This window comes from Actinacidiphila paucisporea, from assembly GCF_900142575.1.
GTDB classification, from domain to species: domain Bacteria; phylum Actinomycetota; class Actinomycetes; order Streptomycetales; family Streptomycetaceae; genus Actinacidiphila; species Actinacidiphila paucisporea.
In genome coordinates this window covers 175,101-194,899 of the sequence record NZ_FRBI01000003.1, presented here as the reverse complement: position 1 = coordinate 194,899, position 19,799 = coordinate 175,101, and the positions used below count along the sequence as shown (strand labels likewise).

At 68.3% G+C, this 19,799-nt stretch carries 17 protein-coding genes and 1 tRNA gene; 12 read left to right on the top strand and 6 right to left on the bottom strand.

Translation table 11 applies throughout. The features are described from left to right. Positions 1-2 precede the first annotated feature (2 nt). Positions 3-470, bottom strand: coding sequence for an NUDIX hydrolase (locus BUE44_RS06935; protein WP_073494904.1), 468 nt, complete (start codon positions 468-470; stop codon positions 3-5). A 178-nt stretch (positions 471-648) separates the two neighbouring features. On the opposite strand from BUE44_RS06935, the gene BUE44_RS06930 reads away from it, so the two are divergent. From BUE44_RS06930 to BUE44_RS06910, 5 genes are all read left to right on the top strand, one after another. Then, a complete protein-coding gene (locus tag BUE44_RS06930; protein ID WP_073494902.1) occupies positions 649-1,788 on the top strand; it encodes a helix-turn-helix domain-containing protein in 1,140 nt (379 codons plus the stop codon). 18 nt (positions 1,789-1,806) lie between these two features. Beyond that, positions 1,807-2,397: a cysteine hydrolase family protein gene (locus tag BUE44_RS06925; RefSeq protein ID WP_235001940.1), complete on the top strand. Its 591-nt coding sequence runs from the start codon at positions 1,807-1,809 to the stop codon at positions 2,395-2,397. Positions 2,398-2,401: 4 nt separating this feature from the next. Next, complete coding sequence (locus tag BUE44_RS06920) at positions 2,402-3,304, top strand: FAD-dependent oxidoreductase (protein WP_073494900.1); 903 nt, start codon at positions 2,402-2,404, stop codon at positions 3,302-3,304. 63 nt (positions 3,305-3,367) lie between these two features. Beyond that, on the top strand, positions 3,368-4,321 hold the full coding sequence (locus BUE44_RS06915; protein WP_073494897.1) for an FAD-dependent oxidoreductase: 954 nt from the start codon (positions 3,368-3,370) through the stop codon (positions 4,319-4,321). A gap of 108 nt (positions 4,322-4,429) precedes the next feature. After that, positions 4,430-4,981 (top strand): flavoprotein, encoded by a 552-nt coding sequence (locus tag BUE44_RS06910; RefSeq protein ID WP_073494895.1) that lies wholly within the window; start codon positions 4,430-4,432, stop codon positions 4,979-4,981. A gap of 294 nt (positions 4,982-5,275) precedes the next feature. Here BUE44_RS06910 and aspS read toward each other — a convergent pair whose 3' ends face one another. Both aspS and BUE44_RS06900 read right to left on the bottom strand, forming a co-directional pair. Continuing rightward, positions 5,276-6,553, bottom strand: a complete 1,278-nt coding sequence (gene aspS, locus BUE44_RS06905; protein ID WP_073494893.1) for an aspartate--tRNA(Asn) ligase — start codon at positions 6,551-6,553, stop codon at positions 5,276-5,278. Between the two features lie 687 nt (positions 6,554-7,240). Next, positions 7,241-8,014, bottom strand: a complete 774-nt coding sequence (locus BUE44_RS06900; RefSeq protein WP_073494891.1) for an aminotransferase class IV family protein — start codon at positions 8,012-8,014, stop codon at positions 7,241-7,243. Between the two features lie 846 nt (positions 8,015-8,860). On the opposite strand from BUE44_RS06900, the gene BUE44_RS06890 reads away from it, so the two are divergent. The 6 genes from BUE44_RS06890 to BUE44_RS06865 all read left to right on the top strand — a co-directional run bounded on the left by BUE44_RS06890 (position 8,861) and on the right by BUE44_RS06865 (position 15,275). After that, a complete protein-coding gene (locus BUE44_RS06890; protein ID WP_073494889.1) occupies positions 8,861-9,367 on the top strand; it encodes a hypothetical protein in 507 nt (168 codons plus the stop codon). Positions 9,368-9,982: 615 nt separating this feature from the next. Then, positions 9,983-10,657: a Crp/Fnr family transcriptional regulator gene (locus BUE44_RS06885; protein WP_073494887.1), complete on the top strand. Its 675-nt coding sequence runs from the start codon at positions 9,983-9,985 to the stop codon at positions 10,655-10,657. A gap of 163 nt (positions 10,658-10,820) precedes the next feature. Beyond that, positions 10,821-11,723 (top strand): hypothetical protein, encoded by a 903-nt coding sequence (locus tag BUE44_RS06880; protein WP_073494885.1) that lies wholly within the window; start codon positions 10,821-10,823, stop codon positions 11,721-11,723. Then, the gene (locus BUE44_RS06875; RefSeq protein WP_143172476.1) at positions 11,720-13,819 is read left to right on the top strand and encodes a hypothetical protein; all 2,100 of its coding nucleotides are present in this window, start codon (positions 11,720-11,722) and stop codon (positions 13,817-13,819) included. The genes BUE44_RS06880 and BUE44_RS06875 overlap by 4 nt, the downstream gene beginning before the upstream one ends. Further along, the gene (locus BUE44_RS06870; protein WP_073494881.1) at positions 13,816-14,733 is read left to right on the top strand and encodes a hypothetical protein; all 918 of its coding nucleotides are present in this window, start codon (positions 13,816-13,818) and stop codon (positions 14,731-14,733) included. Before BUE44_RS06875 ends, BUE44_RS06870 begins: the two co-directional genes overlap by 4 nt. Next, positions 14,730-15,275, top strand: coding sequence for a Pycsar system effector family protein (locus tag BUE44_RS06865; protein ID WP_235001939.1), 546 nt, complete (start codon positions 14,730-14,732; stop codon positions 15,273-15,275). The genes BUE44_RS06870 and BUE44_RS06865 overlap by 4 nt, the downstream gene beginning before the upstream one ends. 139 nt (positions 15,276-15,414) lie before the next feature. Here BUE44_RS06865 and BUE44_RS06860 read toward each other — a convergent pair. Both BUE44_RS06860 and BUE44_RS06855 read right to left on the bottom strand, forming a co-directional pair. Next, positions 15,415-15,488: transfer RNA gene (locus BUE44_RS06860), tRNA-Pro, on the bottom strand. A 78-nt stretch (positions 15,489-15,566) separates the two neighbouring features. After that, the gene (locus tag BUE44_RS06855) at positions 15,567-16,502 is read right to left on the bottom strand and encodes a metallophosphoesterase (RefSeq protein WP_073494879.1); all 936 of its coding nucleotides are present in this window, start codon (positions 16,500-16,502) and stop codon (positions 15,567-15,569) included. A 122-nt stretch (positions 16,503-16,624) separates the two neighbouring features. On the opposite strand from BUE44_RS06855, the gene BUE44_RS06850 reads away from it, so the two are divergent. After that, positions 16,625-17,083, top strand: a complete 459-nt coding sequence (locus BUE44_RS06850; RefSeq protein WP_073494877.1) for a GatB/YqeY domain-containing protein — start codon at positions 16,625-16,627, stop codon at positions 17,081-17,083. 74 nt (positions 17,084-17,157) lie between these two features. Here the strand turns inward: BUE44_RS06850 and BUE44_RS06845 are convergent, their stop codons facing one another. Beyond that, positions 17,158-19,440: a transglycosylase domain-containing protein gene (locus tag BUE44_RS06845; RefSeq protein WP_073494875.1), complete on the bottom strand. Its 2,283-nt coding sequence runs from the start codon at positions 19,438-19,440 to the stop codon at positions 17,158-17,160. Positions 19,441-19,799 lie beyond the last annotated feature (359 nt).

Below are 19,799 nucleotides of genomic sequence, written 5' to 3'. Positions count from 1 at the left end.
CGTCACGCCTTCCGGACCGGGGTGTCGAGGACGGAGACGATCGCCTCGATGTTGGCCGCGACGAACTCGGCCAGCTCGGGCGGCATGAGGTCGAGTTCGCTGACCGATTCGGCGGTGAAGGGTACGCGGACAACGTCGTAGGCGCCGCGCTCGGGCTTGGCGAACTCGGTGCCCGTTCGCACGGACAGGTCCATCCCGGCCAGGCGGGCAGCGAAGATGTGCTGGACGCCGATGCCGTCTTCCAGGCGGTCCGTGATCAGGTGGACCAACTCGGCCTTTTCCAGGGTGCCGCCGAGCTCCTCGAAGATTTCGCGATGCAGTGCCGATTCGATGCTGTCGTCTTCCACCTCGACACCGCCGCCGACGGTCACCCAGTACGGATCCCGTCCGGGCTTGGTGCGCTTGATGAGCACCAGCTCGTCTCCGTCGAGCAGAACAGCACGGGCGTTGCGCTTGACGATCTCGGGCATGCGGAGAACTCCTCGACGGAGATGGGTCTTTCGGGACCGGCCGGTGCCGACCGCGGGTACAGCATGCTGCACACCGGTGACCGGAAGTGACGTACGGATGCCGCACAAACGCCGTACCGCTGCCGAACACGACTCGTTACGCTGGGTATTTCGCGGTGCGGGAGGGGACTGAACGGTCATGGTCACGGTGCAGACGTGGACCGGACGGGAGGCCCGGCTGCTTCGTGCGGCCATGCGGATGAGCATCCGGGACTTCGCCGCGCACTTGGGCGTCAGTGATCGCGTCATCTCCAAGTGGGAGGCGGGAGGGGAGAACTACACCCCGCGTCCCGACTCGCAAGCTGTTCTCGACACCGCTCTGGCGCGGTCCTCGGGCGAGATCAGGGCGCGCTTCGCCGGGGCGCAGGGCCAGCCGACGGTCGCCGCGCCTAATACGGCGGAGATACGGGTCAATTCCCACAAGCTCGTACCCGTCTTCGTTGGTACGGAGCAGGCGCAGCACCTTCGGGCCGGAATGAACACAGGCTCGAAAGACAGCTGGCTCGAGTCGTCGTGGGCACGCGCCGACCACCCGGATGAGGGCACCGTCTGCACTCTCCACGCCTTCGCCTGCGGCGTGGTCGTCTTCCACCTCGTTCAGCAACAGATACCGCAGTCGCTGACCGAGCTGGCTCTATGGCGGTACCGCTCGTACGCCTCCGACCTGCCGTGGGCCGGATCTCTGATGCGGGAATTGCTGCACGTCGGCCCCGGTGAACAACCCGATCCCGAGTACGTCCTCTCGCTGTACTGGGTGACCTCGGGCCCGTGGAGCGCCGGACCGGAGTTCGACACAGCGTTGCGTCTGCTGTCCACACCTTCGGTACTGGTCGACCGCGGTACGCCCGGCGGACCCGCGGCGCTTCACCCGTCCGTCGAAGAATCCCTGCTGGCTTCGGGATTCGACCACCCCGACCTCGTCTCCTTCGGCATACGGGGCGTGTCCACGGGCTACGCGGGCTGGTCCGGCGTCGCCTACGCCGCTCACGCAATTGAGCGCAGCCTCACGATCGACGAACTCATCTCCTGCGAACTCACGGTCCAGGCACTGTGGTGCTTTTCCCGTCAGGTCCAACAGCTCGTGGAGGACGGCCAGGACCCCTCGACCCACGAGGACTTCGGCTGGCGATTCCTGCGGGCGGCGTCGTCCCGTCTCACCACCGCCAGAGCGCAGGAGACCGCGCAGCATGTCCTCATGAGAGAGGCCATCATGAAGACGAGCGGACTCGCGGAGCGACTGCGTGCCGCGCAGGACGCTCTCCGGGACAATATGGGCTGACGACGGGAGAACAAGGCCATGGACGTCACGGACACCGCAGTGGACATCGACCGCGCAGTCCTGATCGTTGTCGACGTGCAGAACGGCTTCACCAACCACCACAGCCGACACGTCGTTCCTGTCATCTCCGGCGTCGCTGAACGGTGGTCCGCCGCCAGCCGGCCTGTCGTCTTCACCCGCTACCGCAACTACCCCGGTAGCTCGTTCGAGCGGTTCTTCCGCTGGAGCCGGTTGCAGGACTCACCGGAGACGGACATTGTTCCGGAGCTGGCGGATCAGGCTGCGTCCGCCTATGCCGTACTCGACAAGGTCGGCTACTCCCTGTTCACCGACGAGGCCATCACCCTGCTCGCCGACGCGGGCTGGACCGATCTCGTCTTCTGTGGCATCGCGACCGAGAGCTGCGTTCTGAAGTCCGCGGCAGACGCCTTCGAGCGGGGCTACGCGCCTTGGGTCCTCACCGATGCCTCCGCCAGCGACGCGGGGCCCGCGGTCCACGACGCCGGCCTCACGGTCGCCCGCCGGCTCATCGGCCCACGCCAACTGATCACCACCGAGAACCTCTTGGCCCAACTCGCCCCAAGGCTCGAAGTCCCGGTGCTGGAATAGCCCCATGACAGCGATCGCGGACCTGGTCATCATCGGTGGAGGCCCAGCCGGCTGCGCGGCAGCGGTGATGGCCGCGAGCGTCGGCATGCGGTCGGTCCTGATCGAGCCGGATGCCCTGTGCGCCAAGCTCCGACACATCGCCGCCATCAACAACGTCGTAGGCGGCCACACCGGCGGGCCGGAACTCGCCGCAGCTATTGCGGCGGACGTCGCTCGCGCCGAGCGGTGCGAGGTGGACCTCGGGGCGCGGGTGACCGAGGTACGTGCCAACGACGACCACGTGTCCGTCACGACGGACACCGGCCGCACCGTCAGCGCCTCTTACGCGGTCGTGGCCACCGGCGTGGGCCCGGTCCCCGTCTCGGCCGCCGCCTGGCTGACGGTGGCAAGCGACTCCGACCTGCCCACCCTCTGGGGCGCGGAAGCCCCCGAGACGGCTGCCGGTTCCCTCCTCGTGCTGGGCGCAGATCGTCCCCTCGGCACGTTCCTCCGTGCCCACCCGGCTCTCGACACGACGGTCCTGGTCGCGTATCCACCGGGGGACGACTACAAGGTCGACGAAGTACGCGAGGACGCCCGCGTCACCCTGCTCCCGGTCACCCGCCTGTCGGTGCAGGTAGGTGGTGCTTCGGCGTTCACCGCTGAGTGGCTCGGCCGAGACGGCCGCCGCGATGCGGGGACTGCTGACGCCGCCTACCTCAACCTGGGGAGCGCCCCCAGACCACCGCAAGGCGCCCTGGTGCCCGACAGCACCGGCTACTGCCCGCCGGACCGCCAGCACCCGCGCATCCTCACCGCCGGTGACCTGCGCTCCTCCCGCTACCAGCGCATCATGGCCGCTACCGGCTCCGGAAGCGAGGCCGCCCTGGGGGCGTACTACGCCCTGCGGGGTGTGGGGTCTGCGTAACGTGCGGCATCCGAACGAGAAGCGCTGGAACCCCCCTTTGTCACGAGCCGTCAGGGTCGTCCCGTGACCTCAGAGAGGCGCGCTGTCGTCGTTGGAGCCGGTGTGGCCGGACTGACCACGGCGGTGCTGCTTGCCGAGAGCGGCCGGCGAATTCAGGTGGTCTGCGATCGGCTTCCCGGGACCACATCACTTGCTGCAGGGGCGATGTGGGGACCGTACCTGGTAGAGCCGAAGGACCAGGTCGATCACTGGAGCCAAAGGTCGCTGGAAATCTTCGGGACATTGAGCGAGAACCCGGCCACAGGGGTGCGGTTCACCAGTGGCATCGAAGCCTCCCGCACAGCCGAAACCGCGCCGGACTGGGCTACAACGCTGCCTGGCTTCCGTCCGTGCCAGGCAGCCGAACTCCCCAGTGGATTCACCGCCGGCTACCGGTTCACGGTGCCCCTCATCGATATGCCGGTCTACCTTGCCTACCTCCAGCAGCGCCTCCGCAGGGCCGGAGGAACCGTTGAGCAGCGAACCCTCGGCTCCCTCGCCGAAGCCGGTCCGTCCTCGGCGATCATCAACTGCACGGGCCTCGGCTCCCGCGCTCTCGTACCGGACCCTGACCTGCGTCCGATCCGCGGACAGCACGTCGTCGTCTCGAACCCCGGCTTGACCGAGTTCTTCTCCGAGGACACCGGCACGTCGCCGGACCTCCTGTGCATCTATCCGCACGGCGACACCGTCGTACTCGGCGGCACGGCGATCGACGGTGAGGGCGGCTTGGGACCGGACGAGGAGGCAGCGTCGGCCATCCTGCGTAGGTGCGCTCAGGTGGAGCCGCGGTTGGCCGAGGCGCGGGTTCTCGGCGGCCGTGTCGGAGCCAGGCCCACCCGGGGCAAGGTGCGAGTCGAAGCTGATCGTCTGGCGGATGGGACGTTGGTGGTGCACAACTACGGCCACGGCGGCGCGGGCGTCACGCTGTCCTGGGGGTGCGCTGAGAACGTTCTGACCCTGCTCGGCGAGAGGTGACGAGAGGCTGCGGGCCGCTGCGGGGGTGCGGTGAACGGAGGTGCGTCCCTTCGCCGTTACGGTGCATGGGGCGCGCCCCGTGCTCTGCCGTCGACCAGGGAGTCGCCTATGAACGAGCTGGACGAGCGACCGAAACCGTTCCTGTACGCCGTGGTGTGCGCGGCAGGCGTCGCGGGGGACGTGGGCAAACTGATCACCATGGCGCAGGACCGTGGGTGGGGCGTTGGCGTAGTTGCCACCCCGCAGGGGCTTCATTTCATCGATGGCGCGGCCGTCGAGGCACAGACGGGCTACCCGATCAGGTCTGCGTGGCGCTCGCCCGGGGACCCGCGTCCGCTTCCGCCTGCGGATGCGATCGCCGTTGCGCCGGCGACGTTCAACACGATCAACAAGTGGGCTGCCGGGGTCTCCGACACGCTGGCGTTGGGCATTCTCTGCGAGGCGTACGGACTTGGCATTCCGACGGCTGTGCTGCCGTATGTGAACTCGGCCACGGCCGCCCACCCCGCTTACCAGGAGAGCCTGGACCGGCTGCGGGGGATGGGCGTCATGGTCAGTTCCTACGAGCCGCATCCGCCGAAGGCGGGCGGGGGCGCTGATCGGTTCCGCTGGGAGGAAGCGCTGGAACTGCTCGGCCCAGCTGTGGACGCGCGGCGGTGAGTACCCTTTCCGGGCGAGCGAGCGTTCTCCTCGTTTCGGAGTGTGAGGGTCAGCGGTCGCTCGCCGAGCAGACGGAGATCGCGCAGGTCCGAATCGATTCCTCACTGCATGCGCTGCACGTCAAGCCGTATCCGTACTACGACGTCCGACGCCACGACCGCGGACGTCGTCGACTGCCTGCGCTCCGCTGCCGTACGCCGATACGCCTGGCGATCTGCTTCCGGCCCTGCCCGGCCCGGTGGCTTCGGGCTGCGCAGAACACCCCGAGCCACCAGCGCCCGGTCAGGGTCAGGGTCAGGGCGTCAAGCGGTGCAGGTCACGCGGGAACAAGGTGGTGCGGCGGATGTTGTCGGCGCCGGTCAGGCGGGCCGTCCAGCGCTCCAGGCCGAGGGCGAAGCCGCCGTGCGGGGGCATCCCGTGCGCGAAGGCGGACAGGTAGCTCTCGTACGGCTCCGCGGACTCACCGCGCGCGGCCAATGCGGCCACATAGTCCTCGTACCGGTGCAGCCGCTGCCCGCCGGTGACCAGTTCCAGGCCGCGGAAGAGCAAGTCGAAGCTGTTGGAGTACGCGGGCCGCTCCGGGTCCGGATGGGTGTAGAAGGGGCGCTTGGCCATCGGGTAGCCGGTCACGAACAGCAGTTCGCTGCCGTGTTCGCGCAGCGCCCATTCGCTGAGGAAACGTTCGTGTGCCGGTGCGAGGTCGGGCTCGTCCACGCCGAGCATCTTCATCGCGTCGGCGAAGTGGATCTGCGGGATCTCCGCGGGCACCTCAGGCAGCGTCAACTCCAGCCGCTCCACGGCCTCGGCGGACCGCTCCTCGATGCCCTCGACCATGCCGGCAACGGCTTCCCGCACCACGGCCATCACATCGCGGTGGTCGGTGATGAACCCCAGCTCGGCGTCGAGGCTGGTGTATTGGGCCAGGTGGCGGGCGGTGTCGTGCGGCTCGGCGCGGAAGACCGGGCCGGTCTCGTAGACCCGCTCGAAAACCCCGACCATGGCTTGCTTGAAGAACTGCGGGGACTGCGCGAGATAAGCGGGGCGGCCGAACCAGTCCAGAGCGAAGACGCTCGCACCGGACTCCGTTGCCGAGGAGACGACCTTCGGCGTGTGGATCTCGGTGAAGGACAGTGCGTCCAGTGCGGCCCGGAATCCCGCCACCGAGGCGGCGGAGAGCTGGAACGGCGCCTTGAGGTGCGGATGGCGCAGGGCTACGGGTGCGTGGTCGAGGATGGTGGGCAGTCCTGCAGACACCGCGGGGCGGTACAGGTCGAACGGCGGGGCCTGGGCGAGCGAGGACAGCGGCTCGATCTGCGGCGAGGTCAGCTCGACCCCGCCGGGCGCCTGCGCGTTGGCGGTGACCGTGCCGCGTACCCGCAGCACGGTCTCTTCGGGGACGTCACCACCGGGCGTGGTCAGGACGACCTGGGTCAGCCCGGAGCGGTCCCGCAGGACCAGGAAGGTGACGGATTTCAGTTCGCGGCGGCGGTGCAGCCAGCCGGAGACGTCGACGGTTTCGCCTACGTGCGCGGGCAGCTCGGCCGCCAGGACGCGGTTCGTCGTGTGGATCATCGCGGCCCTCCATGGGGCGTCGTGGTGATCCCTTCTGGGTGCGGGCGAGAAGGGCAACTCGCGGTGCCACCGCACCTTCGCCGCCACGCGCAGCGTGACGGCCTCGTTCCTGCCCGGTGACGGGGGCAAACCGGCGGGGCATGGGGCCTTCGGCCGTTCCTCCCCGCGCTCGGGAGTGTCTTCGCCCCAGGTCGCGAGGCTGCCTTCTCAGCTACCGGCAGCTCTCTCGGCTCGCGTGGGCCCGTGGTTACTCGTCTCCGTCTACGCGTTACGGCCGAGAATACGGGGACTACTGCGTGTCAGCAACGAGATACCCTGCGGGTCGCCGGTTGGAGGGATCAGGCCGGCCGACGGACCTGCTGCAGCCGGGCCGCCGCAACCTCGACACTCAGCCCAGAAAGGGGTCCGCCTGGCCGGTCGCCCTTCATCGCCGGACACGCTCAGCAGCTACGAGTCGAGCGGCGTACGGGCTGATGGGATGACGTCTACGACGAAGGCCTGAAGCCAGACCGGCGTTCGTCCTCCAGGCCGCCGAGACGGACGCCGCCTTCGACCAGGGCCATGGGTCTACCGCCGCTCGGTTGCCGTCCGTGGTACTGGACGACGGCTCGTATGGCCGGGTGCCGTTCGTCATCTCCGGCTGCCTTCGTAGCCCACGCTGGCCCGAGGCCCATGCCTGCGCGCCGATCAGATCTGCTCGCCGGGGATATCCAGGTACTCCGTGCGGAGGATGTCCAGAATCGGGTGGTCGCCGGCGAGTTCGGTGTTGTCGATGCGGGCGATGGCTCGGACGCCGATGGCGGCGTTGGTGGCGAAGGCCGCTTGCATCGTGCTCAGGCCGGACAGGGTGACGGGAATGTCGATGTGCTGGTAGGCGTCCTGTAGGAGCAGCATGGTGATGCCTGGGAGTGATGCGGCGGTCGGCCAGATGATGCGGTTGCCGTCGTAGAAGCCGATGTTCCATGTGACGCCTTCGCTGATGACGCCGTCCTCGTCCACGAAGAGGGCATCGTCGAAGCCGTAGAGCTGGGCGGTCCTTCGGTGGTGGAGGGAGGCGAAGAGTCCCACGCTCTTCACGTGGGGTACTTCGCGTCGGTAGACCGTCGACTGGACTGACAATGGCGGCAGTGGCAAGACCCCAGCCGATCGTTGGGTCACAAGGATGCGCGGATTGTCGGCACGGCTGGGATGGCCGAGATCGGTCTCGGGGTCGAAGACAGTGACCCGAATGGTCGCTGCCCCGACCCTCGGCGCGACGCGGCGAACGAGGCTCCGAATGTGCTCCTGGTCCAGGTCGACCCCGAATAGGATTCGGCTGTCCCTGGTGAGCCGCTCCAAGTGCAGTGCCAGGCCCCGAACGCGTCCGTCGTCCACCCGCAGGCTCGTGAACGAACCGTAGTTGGTCAGGGCGAGAGCCTGTAGTTCGTCCACGGTGACGGGACGTCCGTCGAGTTCGGCCATGGGCGAAGCATGACAGCCAGGTTGGCGGCCGGCGTCCCCGCGGAAGCCGTCTGATTTCGTGTTCACTGGTACGTCACGGCTGCCGCGGCGACCGCATTCCCAGGAGGCAACCGTCGTCAAGTGGGATGCGGGCGAGTAGCCGGGCAGGGCGGGTTTCGCCTGCTGAGGCAGGATGAGGCCTTCGACCACTGCGGGAGGGCCGGGGATGGGTTACGAGTTGCAGGCGGTGATCGCGGAGGAGGGGCTGCTGCGTGCTGCCGTACGGGACCTTCCCGGCGCCGGGGTGGCGTCTCTTGGCCAGGGCCTGTCGCTGATGGTGATAACGGACCAGCTGTTCGACGCCGTCACGGACGGCGGCTCCGTCGGGGCTTTGGGGTTTTGGCGACTGCCGGGAGGCTTCGAGTTGACGCTCGCGGAGTGGTCGACCGCGGGGCCGGTCGCCTACGTGGAAGCGGAGTTTTTCGGCGGTGATGGTGAGCAGCGAGCCGCAGTGTGGGCTGATGGGGCCGCTGCACACGCCGCCGGGTCAGCCCTTCCCCTCCGCCGGCAGCCCGATTTCACAGGCGCTTCGACGGTTGGGCGCCGTGCGGCGCGCGGACGGGGACGAGTTCTTGGCCGTGGGCCTGGACCGCCATCGATTCAGCGAAGACTGGATTGATGGCGCTGACCGTCAGGGCCCGCGCTGAGACGTCGACGGTTGTGGGGAGAGTCGGCACCTATGTGATGGCGGTGGCCGTCGAGATGGTGGGGTCGGCGCTCGCACCGCGAGCAACTCGGTCCTCGTCGCAGTCGCGCTTCCGTCGCGGACGATGTTGAAGTGTCCGTCCGGCAGGTTAGCGTGGTCCGGTGACTCAGCTCGTCTTCGATGCCCAGAGCTTCGTGAACTTCCGGAACTACAAGTTCACGGGACACGGTCATCGATGGGCCGACGTGAAGTCCTTCCGGATCACCTCGGGAGACAAGGACGATGAGCTGCTGGCGCTGCTGGTCGCCGACGAGCAGTTCCGCGATGACTACGCGGGGGGCGGCACTGACGCGTCCGGGCAGCGCCATGGGCCGTACGGGCTGCGTCACATCACCGCAGACGCCTACCAGGAGGTGGGCAGCGCCGACGTCGTAGGCACGATCCGTCGCTGGGCCGACCAGCATGGTGCGCTTCCCGAAGCCCTCGAAGCGGTGATGGCCGCGGAAGTGTACGCGGTGCTCGCGGCGGCCACCAGGTGCTTCGTCCTGCCGGATCTGGGCAGGACCGCGTTTCACGATTGGGGCGGGGTGCACACCGAGTTCCATGAATACGTCGTGATCGACCGCGAGCGGGCGTCCTTGGCGTTGATCGTCGCGGCAGACGACTGACGGCGGGCTTCCATCGATCCGAGACGGTCTGGAATCGATCACAGGTTTGCCGCCGGAGCGGTGCTGTGGCTCTGCTCGGGATAGCACGCGAGCCCAGCTTGCGGGCACGCTCGGGGGACAGGCGCAGGTTGGCGCCAGCCGCGAAAGGCGAGGTCACGCTCTTGCGCCGGCCAATGGGCTGGGGTGGTGGCCGTTGGGGGCGGCGCGGGCCTGGGCTCGTCAGCGTGTGGCGGTACGGGTGCGCTCGGTCAGGGTGTCCTGCGAGGTGACGTCCGGGCCCGCGCAGGTGCGGCGGATGCCCTCGTGCGGGGCCGGGCGCGCACAGACGGTGTACTCGTACCGGCGAGGCAGAGCGGTGACCGGCTCCGGCGCCGGAGGGAGCTTGCGGGTCAGGCGGTCGCGGGGAAGGCCGACGCGCTGTGGACCCGTTCGGGCAGGCCGCCAGCGGAGCAGAGGAGAGGTCGCGGGTGCCGAGGGCGCGTTCCAGCCAGGGCCCCACGGTAGGGGAAACTTCAGCCTGTGTACCGGCCGTCTTACGCGACGCACGCGCGGAGAGTACAACCATCGGTGACTAGCAGTTTCCAACCGTGAGGATCTCCGCGAGGAAGGCGAGCCGTGCTCTCCGCAGACTTATGGTCCGAGATCCTGGCCCAGGGCTCGGAACGACGTTTCCGCGCGGGCAGCGTGATGCTGCGCCAGGGGGATACGGGGACTCATCTGCTCGCCCTCACTGGGGGTCTCGCGAAGGTCGTAAGCCGAGATCGGGACGGAACCGCGACCCTGCTCGCCTTCCGCGGGCCGGGAGATCTGCTCGGCGAGGTGGCGGTCTTCGACGGTGGCACACGCATTGCCGATGTGATCGCACTCAGCCCGTGTTCCGCGGTCATCCTTGAGGCCGCCAGATTCAGGGCTTTCGTCGAACAGCGGCGTCTGGTGATGGACCTGATGCGACAGGCGATGGCCAGGCTGCGTGAATCGGACCTTTTGAGGTCGGAGTTACTCACTCTGCCGTTGGTCGTACGCCTTGCGCGCACCCTCGTGAGACTTGTCGACCTGGCCGATCCCAACGGCGGGACGCACTCCGCCGCGGTACCCCTGTCTATGGCAACGGCCCCGTTGCGTCTGACTGGTCTGACGCAGGAGGAGCTGGCCCAATCGATCGGGGTGACTCGCAACGCGGTGAGCAGCGGGCTGAGGCAGTTACGGGTGTCGGGGGCGGTGGAGACCGCCCGCAGAGAGATCATGATCAAGGATCTGGAAACACTTCTGCTCTGGGCCAAGGGGGGCTGAGCGCTACGCGCCGGAGTGAGTGACGCACGCGGCTATGTGACTGCCGTTACGTGCCGGGCGCCCAGCGGTGTGCACAGCGGACCTCGGAGGAAGCGAATGCTGGAAATCGGTGGCCGTACGGCCGTACCGATCCCAGCCCGTTGCCCCTCCAAGGAGAAGATCCATGTCTACAAGCGTTCCCGTTCCCGGCGCGGAGAGCCAGCCGCTGCCTCCTTATCGCGCTCTGCTGGCAGTTGACGCCAAGGACTTCACCGGCTTGCCGGCTGTCCAGCACGGCGCGGTCAGCGAGCTGATCCCCCAGCTTGTCGACCATGCGTTGGAGAAGGCCGGCCTCGCCGTGCTGAGGGACGCCAAGAGGTTTCCGGCAAGTACCGGGGACGGCATCGTCTTCGGCTTCGACCCAGCACACCTCCCCTTTGTCCTCTGGCCGTTCCTCGCAGTCCTGGACGAGGAACTCGGCCGGTACAACATGACGTCGGTCGGGCCGCGCATTCGGCTTCGGGCCAGCGTTCACGTTGGCCCGCTGCCCGACTCGGGCGCCGTCGGCGATGGCAACGGCACTGCCCGCAATGACACCCATCGGCTGCTTGACTCGCGCCCGGTCAAAGCGATGCTCAGCGCCGCAAGCGAGCGGACCACCCACCTGGTCGCGATCATTTCCGACCGGGCCTACCAGGATGCTGTCGTCGGCGGCTACACGCGGCTGCTTCCGGACTACTGCACCGAAGTACCCGCGACCGTCGAAGGAAAGAGCTTCGCCCAACGGGCTTGGCTGTACGTGCCGTCGCCGTCGGGGAACCTGCTGAGTGCCGGGCTGCCGGAGAAGGAGCCGGTGCCTGGCGGGGAGCTGGAGCCGCCCACTGCCGCAGCGCCGTCCGGAGCCCGCTACCAGGGCAACTCCCAGCAGGTCGGGGAGGGCGCCGCCGTCATGGGTGACGTCCGAGGGGATTTCTCCTACACCGGCCGATCCACCACCGCAAATCGCGCCGCTAATCAGCACTGGGGCAGCGGCGACAACGTCTCCGGCTCCAAGCACGTCGGCGGCACGCACGAGGATGGCCGGTGAACACCGCGGCCGAAGAACCGAGCGACACCGCGGATCGCTCCGACGAGGGCTCGGCCCGGGAACCAGGGCGCGCGGATGATTCCGGCGAAGCGGGACGCTCCGCGCGAGGCGCCACATACGAAGGGAATCGCCAACGGGTTTCCGGCGGTGGGGCCGGATTCATGGGGACGGCCAGGGACGTCCACTTCCACATGTTGCCGGATGAGGCAGACAACGAGGTTGTCGATCCGCGATTCCGCGAGGGTCCCTACCCAGCTGAGGAAGTGGAGAAGCGGCTACGCGGCTTCGTCGAGCCGCCCTCGCATGCCGCCTGTCGTCGGGTGCTGGGCCGCCGTGTGCTGCTGCTGCGGGGAGGTGGAGGAACCGGTACGGGCACGGCAGCCTTCGCGCTGCTCCGTGAGCGGTTCGGCGCAGGCGGCCTCATCGGCCTCGATCCGGGCCTGGACCTGACGAGATGGTCGCCGTCCGCCCCCCGCGGCTACCTCCTGCAAGGGCTGTCGTCCGATGCCGCAGCTGCCCTCAGCGAGACCGCGTTGCTCGCTCTGACAGAACTGCTGGGACAAACCGGCGGCGCCTTGGTCGTCGTCGTGGGCAACGGGCAGGCACTGCCGGGTGACACGGCGACGTGGCAGGTGCCTCACGTCCCGCCGACGGCATACGACGTGGCGAAGGGGCATCTGTTGTCGATGGCGCAGGAGGGGAGACTGCCAGGACACATGCTCTCCATGGCCCTGACGCACCTCGATGAGCCCCGTTTCGCCGACTACGTCGGACCCGTGCAGTTGCCGGTGGCGGGAGTGGACGTCGCGGAAGAGCTGCGCGAGGTGGCGATCGGCGAACGATCAGTGGCAGACGCGGTCGAGAACCTCCGAACCGGAGGAGACAAGGCCGTGCAGGAAACGCTGACCAGGCTACGCGCCAGCGCCGAGGGACTGGCGTTCGTGGCGGCTGTCGCACTGTTGGAGCACCAGGACCGCACGGTCATCAGGCAGTACGCCAACGGACTCCGTGATCACATCACCGAGCGGGCCGTTCAGCGAGGGGCGGTGCCGCCACCGGTGCCCGACACCTCACCGCAGTGGGACCTCCTGGGCTGCAGTTTCGAGGACCGCTTGACCGAGATACGGGCGAAACTGCTGTCGCGGCGCGTGGTCCGGACCAACAGCACCCGCTATTGGTCACAGCCGGTCGTCTTCCAAGGCAGGCACCAGGCGGAGTTCCTGCTGCGCCGTCTGTGGTGGGACTACGACGGGATGTCCGAGGGCATCTGGTCGGCTCTCCGAGACATGCCTTACCAGCTGGGAATCGATCTCGCGGCGGGCCGGGCCATCGGGGTCGTTCTCTGCCACGCCACCGGCCCGAAATGGCTCCAGCCGCTGTACGAATTCGCTTCTTCGGATGACCGCTGGCGGCGCAGGCTGGCGGCCTACGCGCTGGGAGAGGTGGCGCAGAATCCGGACCTGTCCGGCGCAGTGCGCGCACAGCTCAGGGATTGGAGCCGCCTCCGCGACGTCAACATGCGCTGCACCGTGGCAGAGACCTGCGCGGGCAGCTTCGGGCTCAGCCGTCCGAACGCTGCTCTGGATCTGCTCCACGCGATTCTGCAGGGAAGCGACGAGGAACTGAAGCCGAGACTCCGCAGTGCCGTCACTTTCGCACTGAACGTCCTGCTCACGGAGGAGTCGAATCGCCCGGCGGTACTCGGTCGCCTGACTGAGTGGCTCACCGAACCCGTCGGCTCGCTCCGCCGCGTGTACGCGGTCCACGCCATCACAGCGCTCAGCCCCACCGCTTCTGCCGGACCGTTCCGCCCGACCGCTCTGAGACTTCACCTGGCGGAACTGATTGCCGCTCAGGAAGAAGGCCTCCTACCGCTGGTCACTGCCGCACTGGAGAATCCCGCCTCCCATCCGGCCATGGCGGAGGCGCTGACCGTGGTCGGTTCGTCCCCCGACAGCCGGCAGCGCGTCTGCTTGGCCGAGCTGCTGGCCGCCCTCTCCGACGCATCGAACGGCCGTCGTGGGGTTGTCACCTTCCTGCTCTCCCGCTATCGCGCCCGCACCGCCGCCGCCATCTCCGAAGGGACACGCCCGTGAACAAGCCGCTGGTCGAGCCGCTGACTTCTTCGCCCCTGTGGTGCCTGCTGACCTTTCGCAGGGGCCGGAGCGCTCTCGGCGGCCGGGCCCTGGTCTTTCTCCACCCGGACGACGCGGACCGAGTGGAGTACCCGAATCGGCGCGCATCCCGTACCTACCCAAGGCCGTCGCTACTCCACGCCTGGCAGACGACCCCGACCGACGCCCGCTGGGTCTCGCTCACCGAATACGAGTGCCAGGTGCAGGCGCCGAACCGCGGGCGCGACAGGGATGGCCGGGCGCCATCGGGCGCGACGTCTCCGCACACCGTGATCTGGTGGGTGATCGACCCCGTGATCGTCGCCCGGCAAGCGCTGACCGAAGAAGAAGTCGCCGGGCGCGTCGCCGCTGATGCCGCTTCTCGGGGACTGGGACCAAGGCACCCCGAGGCATCTCGCCCTCCCTTCGAGGTCGGCCCGCCCGATCCCTACCGCGTCGCCTATGAGCTGCAGGGATACGGGATCGCGTACCGGCTGCTCCCCCGGTCACCTGGCGATACGAGTCCTCCAGCCGGGCCCGTCCTTCCGGCGGTATGGGGCGCGGAGCATCACGAGGCCTATCGGTTCTACCGGGACGTGGTCGCGGGCGGTCCGCACGGCTTGGCTGCGCTCTGGCTGCTTTACCACCCCGAGCAGGCAAAGGATGTCCTTGAGTGGACCATTACGCATCGGAGCGCGCTGTCTCAGCCGGACAGTTGGGAGCAGTCCCTGGCCTCCGTGCTGCAGAGCCTTACCGGCGCCGACCGTGCTTTCCTCGGTGTCAAACTCGCCGAGGTCCTGAGCGACGCGGGCGTGCCACAGGGCGAGGAAACGCTGAATCGGGTGCGCGAAGTGAGTGACGCGGGCACCGAGGGTGCGCCTGGGGGACCCTGGTGAGCCCGCGCCCGGAGGCTGATGCGGTAGGTCGCCCCAACCGGCTCCGAGCCAGAAGGTCCCCATCGCCTCCCGGCACCACGGCCCTGCTGCGCGAGCTGATCGCCCACAACCACCTGGAGATCGGCCGGGCCGACGGGAAGGCCGCGATCCTGATCGCCACCGACGGCTCACTGCTCAGCCTGCTCATCGTCCGCCGGCCGGCCACCTCACCGTGGGCGCAGTTGTTCTGGTGGAGCGCCGTGTTCAGCACCGCGGCAGCCCTCGGGGCGCTCCTTCTGGTCCTCATTCCGCGCCGAGATACCCCGCTGCACCAGGGCATACGCCTGCTCACCTACTTCGAGGACGTGGTGCGGGCACAGCACCAGGCCCGCCTGCCAGCGGCTATCGAGGACACCAGTAGAGCACCGGAATCGAGGCTCCTCCGAGCTCTCGAAGAGACCAGCAGGATTGCGCACGTCAAGAACCGCTACGTCCGTCGCTCCATTTTGCTGCTGCTCCCCTCCCTCCTCGCCACACTCGTGTCTCTGGCACCCAAGGGCTGACCAAGGCGCCACACCCGCGGCTCCACGGCTGGAAGCCGGATTTCGAGGTTGGCTCCCAAATGGCTCCCAAGGGGCCTCCGGGAACGCATCAGGGCCCTGATCCTCGGAAGGATCAGGGCCCTGACCTGCTGCTTTGGAGTCGGGGTGGCGGGATTTGAACCCACGGCCTCTTCGTCCCGAACGAAGCGCGCTACCAAGCTGCGCCACACCCCGGTGCAACGGGGTTTACTTTAGCGGACCCGGGGCCGGAGGCGAAATCCGGATTCGGCGGGGGTCAGGAGGAGGCGGGGGTCAGGAGGAGGCGGGGGTCAGGGTCAGGAGGGTGGCTTCGGGGGGGCACGCGAAGCGGAGGGGGGTGTAGCGGTTGGTGCCGCAGCCGGCGGAGACGTGGAGGTAGGCGGTCGAGCCGGTGGCGGTGTGGGTGGAGAGGCCCTTGACGCGGTCGGTGTCGAGGTCGCAGTTGGTGACCAGGGCGCCGTAGAAGGGGATGCAGAGCTGGCCGCCGTGGGTGTGGCCGGCCAGGATCAGGGGGTAGCGGTCGGCCGTGAAGGCGTCGAGGACGCGCAGGTAGGGGGCGTGGACCAGGGCGATGGTGAAATCGGTGTCCGGGTCGGGGCCGCCGGCCACCGCCGCGTAGCGGTCGCGCTTGATGTGCGGGTCGTCCAGGCCGGTCAGGCCCAGGACCGGGCCGTGGTCGAGCTTGATGCGGCCGCGGGTGTTGCTCAGGCCGACCCAGCCGGCCGCGTCGAACGCGTCGCGCAGGTCGCCCCAGGGGTTGCGGATGACGCCGTGGGCGCCGCCGCTCTTGCCGTTCAGGCCGTGCTGGCCGCGGGCCTTCTCGACCAGGTAGCGGCCGGGGTTGCGGAATTTGGGGCCGTAGTAGTCGTTCGACCCGAAGACGTACGTGCCGGGGAAGCTCAGCAGCGGGCCCAGGGCGTCCAGGACCTCGGGGACCGCGGTGGGGTCGGACAGGTTGTCGCCGGTGTTGACCACCAGGTCGGGGCGCAGGCCCGCCAGCGACTGGAGCCAGCGGCGCTTCTTGTGCTGGCCGGACACCATGTGGATGTCGGACAGCTGGAGGATGCGGATCGGCCGCATCCCGGGGGGCAGCACCGGGACGTCCACCCGGCGCAGCCGGTAGGACCTCGCCTCAAAACCGGCCGCGTATGCCACGCAGGCCGCGCCTGCCGCCGTCACACCGAGAGGAAGTCCGTATCGCGCGCGCATACGCCCATCGTGTCAGAGTCCGGGACGCGGCCGGTACGGGCGCCGGGGCCCACCGTGGGCCACGGTTTGATGCGCGGGCTTAATACGGGGCGTGCGCCTCGCCGTGGTGCGAAAATCGGGGCATGACCACGACGCTCAAGCAGCGACTCAAGGACGACCTGACCACGGCGATCAAGGGCCGTGACGAACTGCGCTCCGCCACGCTCCGGCTCACGCTGACCGCCATCACCAAGGAGGAGGTCGCAGGCACCACGGCCCGGCAGCTCTCCGACGACGAGGTGCTGACCGTGATCACCCGGGAGGCGAAGAAGCGGCGCGAGGCGGCCGAGGCGTTCGAGCAGGGCGGCCGCGCCGAGTCCGCGGAGCGTGAGCGGGCCGAGGGCGAGGTCCTCGCCGGGTACCTGCCGCAGCAGCTCACCGACGAGGAGATCGCCGCGATCGTGCGGGAGGCGATCGGCGAGTCGGGCGCGACCGGGCCCAAGGGTATGGGCGCCGTCATGAAGCTGGTCAATCCGAAGGTCGCCAAGCGGGCGGAGGGCGGCCGGGTCGCCGCCGAGGTCAAGCGGCAGCTCGCCGGCTGACGCACACCCGCACGCGTAAGGGGCGCCCCTCAGGGAGGGGCGCCCCTTACCGGCTCACCGTCGGACCGTGCGGGTCACGGGCCGCCGTTGCCGCCGTTGCCTCCGCCGGAGCGGCCGTTGCCGCCTCCCGTGATCCCGGGCGGGATCGTGAAGCTCGGGAAGGGGTTGGGCGGGCCGCCGGTGCCGCCGTTGCCCTTGCCGTCGTTCGCGGGCGGGGTCGGGTTGTTCGGGTTGTTCGGGTCGCTCTTCGGGGGCGAGTCGGGCAGCGGCACCGTGATGAAGGACTCTGGCTCGGTGCCCTTGAGGGCGCCGGACATCGCGTCCTTCCAGATCGGCGCGGGGCCGGTGGCTCCCTCGACCTTGTCGTAGGTCTTCGGGCCGATCTTGATCGGCAGGCCGCCGTTGATCGTGCTGATGTCCTTGCTGTCCATGGACAGGCGCGTGCCCTTGCGCCCCTTGCCGAAGGGGTCGCCCAGCCAGACCGCGGAGGCCAGCTGCGGGGTGTAGCCGGCGAACCAGGCGTCCTTGCGGTCGTCGGTCGTACCCGTCTTGCCCGCCGTGTCGCGGCCCTGCAGGTTGGCCGCGGTGCCGGTGCCGTCGTCGACGACGCCCTTGAGCATGCTGTTGAGCGTGTCGGCGGTGTTCGTCGACATGGCCCGGCTGCACAGGCTCTTCGGCACGGTCATCTGCTTGCCGTTCGGTCCTGTGGCCGACTCGATGGCGACCGGCGTGCAGTAGACGCCGCGGTTGGCGAAGGCCGCGTAGGCCGCCGCGACGGTGAGCGGCGAGACCTCGTTGACGCCCAGGGTGAGCGAGGCGCTCTGGATGAGGGGATTGCCGTCGGCGCGGTTGAAGCCGAGCTTGGAGGCCATGTTCACTATCGGGCAGAGGCCGACGTCGGCCTCAAGCGCCACGAAGTACGTGTTGATCGAGTGTTTCAGGGCGTCGGGCATGGCATAGGGGCCGACTTCCGACGGCATCTCGTTCTGCGTGCCGACGTTCTTGTAGTGCAGCGTCTGGCCGGCGCAGTTCTTGACATCGGGGTAGGTGTCCATCTTGTACGGCGACGGGTAGGCCTGGTCCGCCTTGAAGCCCGATTCGAGAGCCGCGGCCGCCGTGATCGGCTTGAAGGTCGAGCCGTTCTGGAAGCCGATGCTGTTGCCCATGGTCTTGTCGACCGACAGGTTGATCTGCGTCTGGTTCTTGCCGAAGCCGTAGGGCTTGCTCTGGCCCATGGCGACGATCTTGCCGGTGCCCGGCTGGACCATGGTGTCGGCGGCGACGAAGTTGTCGCTCTTGTAGACGTGCTTGCCCAGGCCCTTGAGCAGCGCGGTCTGCGCCTTCGGGTCGAGGGTGGTCCTGATCGTCAGACCGCCGATGTCCCACGTCTTCTGCCGGTCGGTCTTGGTCTTGCCGAACGTGGCGTTCTGCAGGAACGTCTCGCGCACGTAGTCACAGAAGAAGCCGGCGCCGTTGACGGCGGTGATGCAGCCGTTCTTCGGGGAGCTGACCTTCAGGCCGAGCGGGGCCTTCTGCGCGGCGGCGGACTGGGCCGGGGTGATGTCCTTGAGCTGGGCCATCCGCGCCAGCACCGTGTTGCGCCGGTTGAGAGCCGTCTGCTCGTTGCTGATCGGGTCGTAGCGGCTCGGCGACTGGACCATGCCGGCCAGCAGTGCGGCCTGGGTCAGGGTGAGCTTCTTCGCGGAGGTGCTGAAGTAGCGCTGGGCGGCGGCCTCGATGCCGTAGGCCTGCTCGCCGAAGAAGGTGATGTTGAGGTAGTTCTCCAGGATCTTCTTCTTGCCGAGCTCCTTCTCGACCTGGATCGCGTACTTCATCTCCTTGATCTTGCGGCCGATGGTCTGCTGGGTGGCCTGCGCGACCTTGGTGGGGTCGTCGCCCGCCTCCTCGATGAAGACGTTCTTCACGTACTGCTGGGTCAGCGTCGAGGCGCCCTGGGTGCCGCCGGCGGAGGCGTTGTTGCTCAGCGCGCGCAGGATGCCCTTGACGTCGAGGGCGCCGTGTTCGTAGTAGCGCGAGTCCTCGATGTCGACGATGGCCTGGAGCATGTTCGGGCTCATGGCGCTGATCGGGACGACCGTGCGGTCGCGCGAGTAGACGGTGGCGATCAGGCCGCCCTTGGAGTCCAGGATCTTGGACGCCTGGCTGAGGGGCGGGGCCTTCAGCTCTCCCGGCAGGTCGGCGAAGCCGGCCGCCGTGCCCTTCGCGGACAGGCCGAGCGCACCGGCGGCCGGCAGGGCTATTCCCGCCAGGACCGCGCCGGCCAGAACACTGACGCCGAGGAACTTGGCGGCCTGCTGGGCCGTCGTGAGCCCCCCGCCCGAACGCTTGTGAGCCATGAGGGCAGCCTACGTGGCGATTCCCCGGACGTACGCCCAGGTGTTCGCCTAGTCTGTAACAGACAGGATGCGAACGTCGGCGCATCACTGTCCCCCGTCGTCACTCTTGTGAGTGATGAGAAGTGCCCGAATTTCGGTATATGCCGGAGGACTTGGTCCTTTCGGCGGGTGATATCAGACCGAATCGCCCCATAGTTCCGATATGACCAGCAGTCACTCCGTTGGGTGATCTGCTGGGCACGCATAGTCCATTCGGGCCATGCAAGATTGGGCCTGAAAGGGCTGTTGCGTCGCGCCTACCTTCCGTAACGTCCCAACTGGCACCGGTGAATATGCCGGTTGCCGCCGTGGGGGAGCCT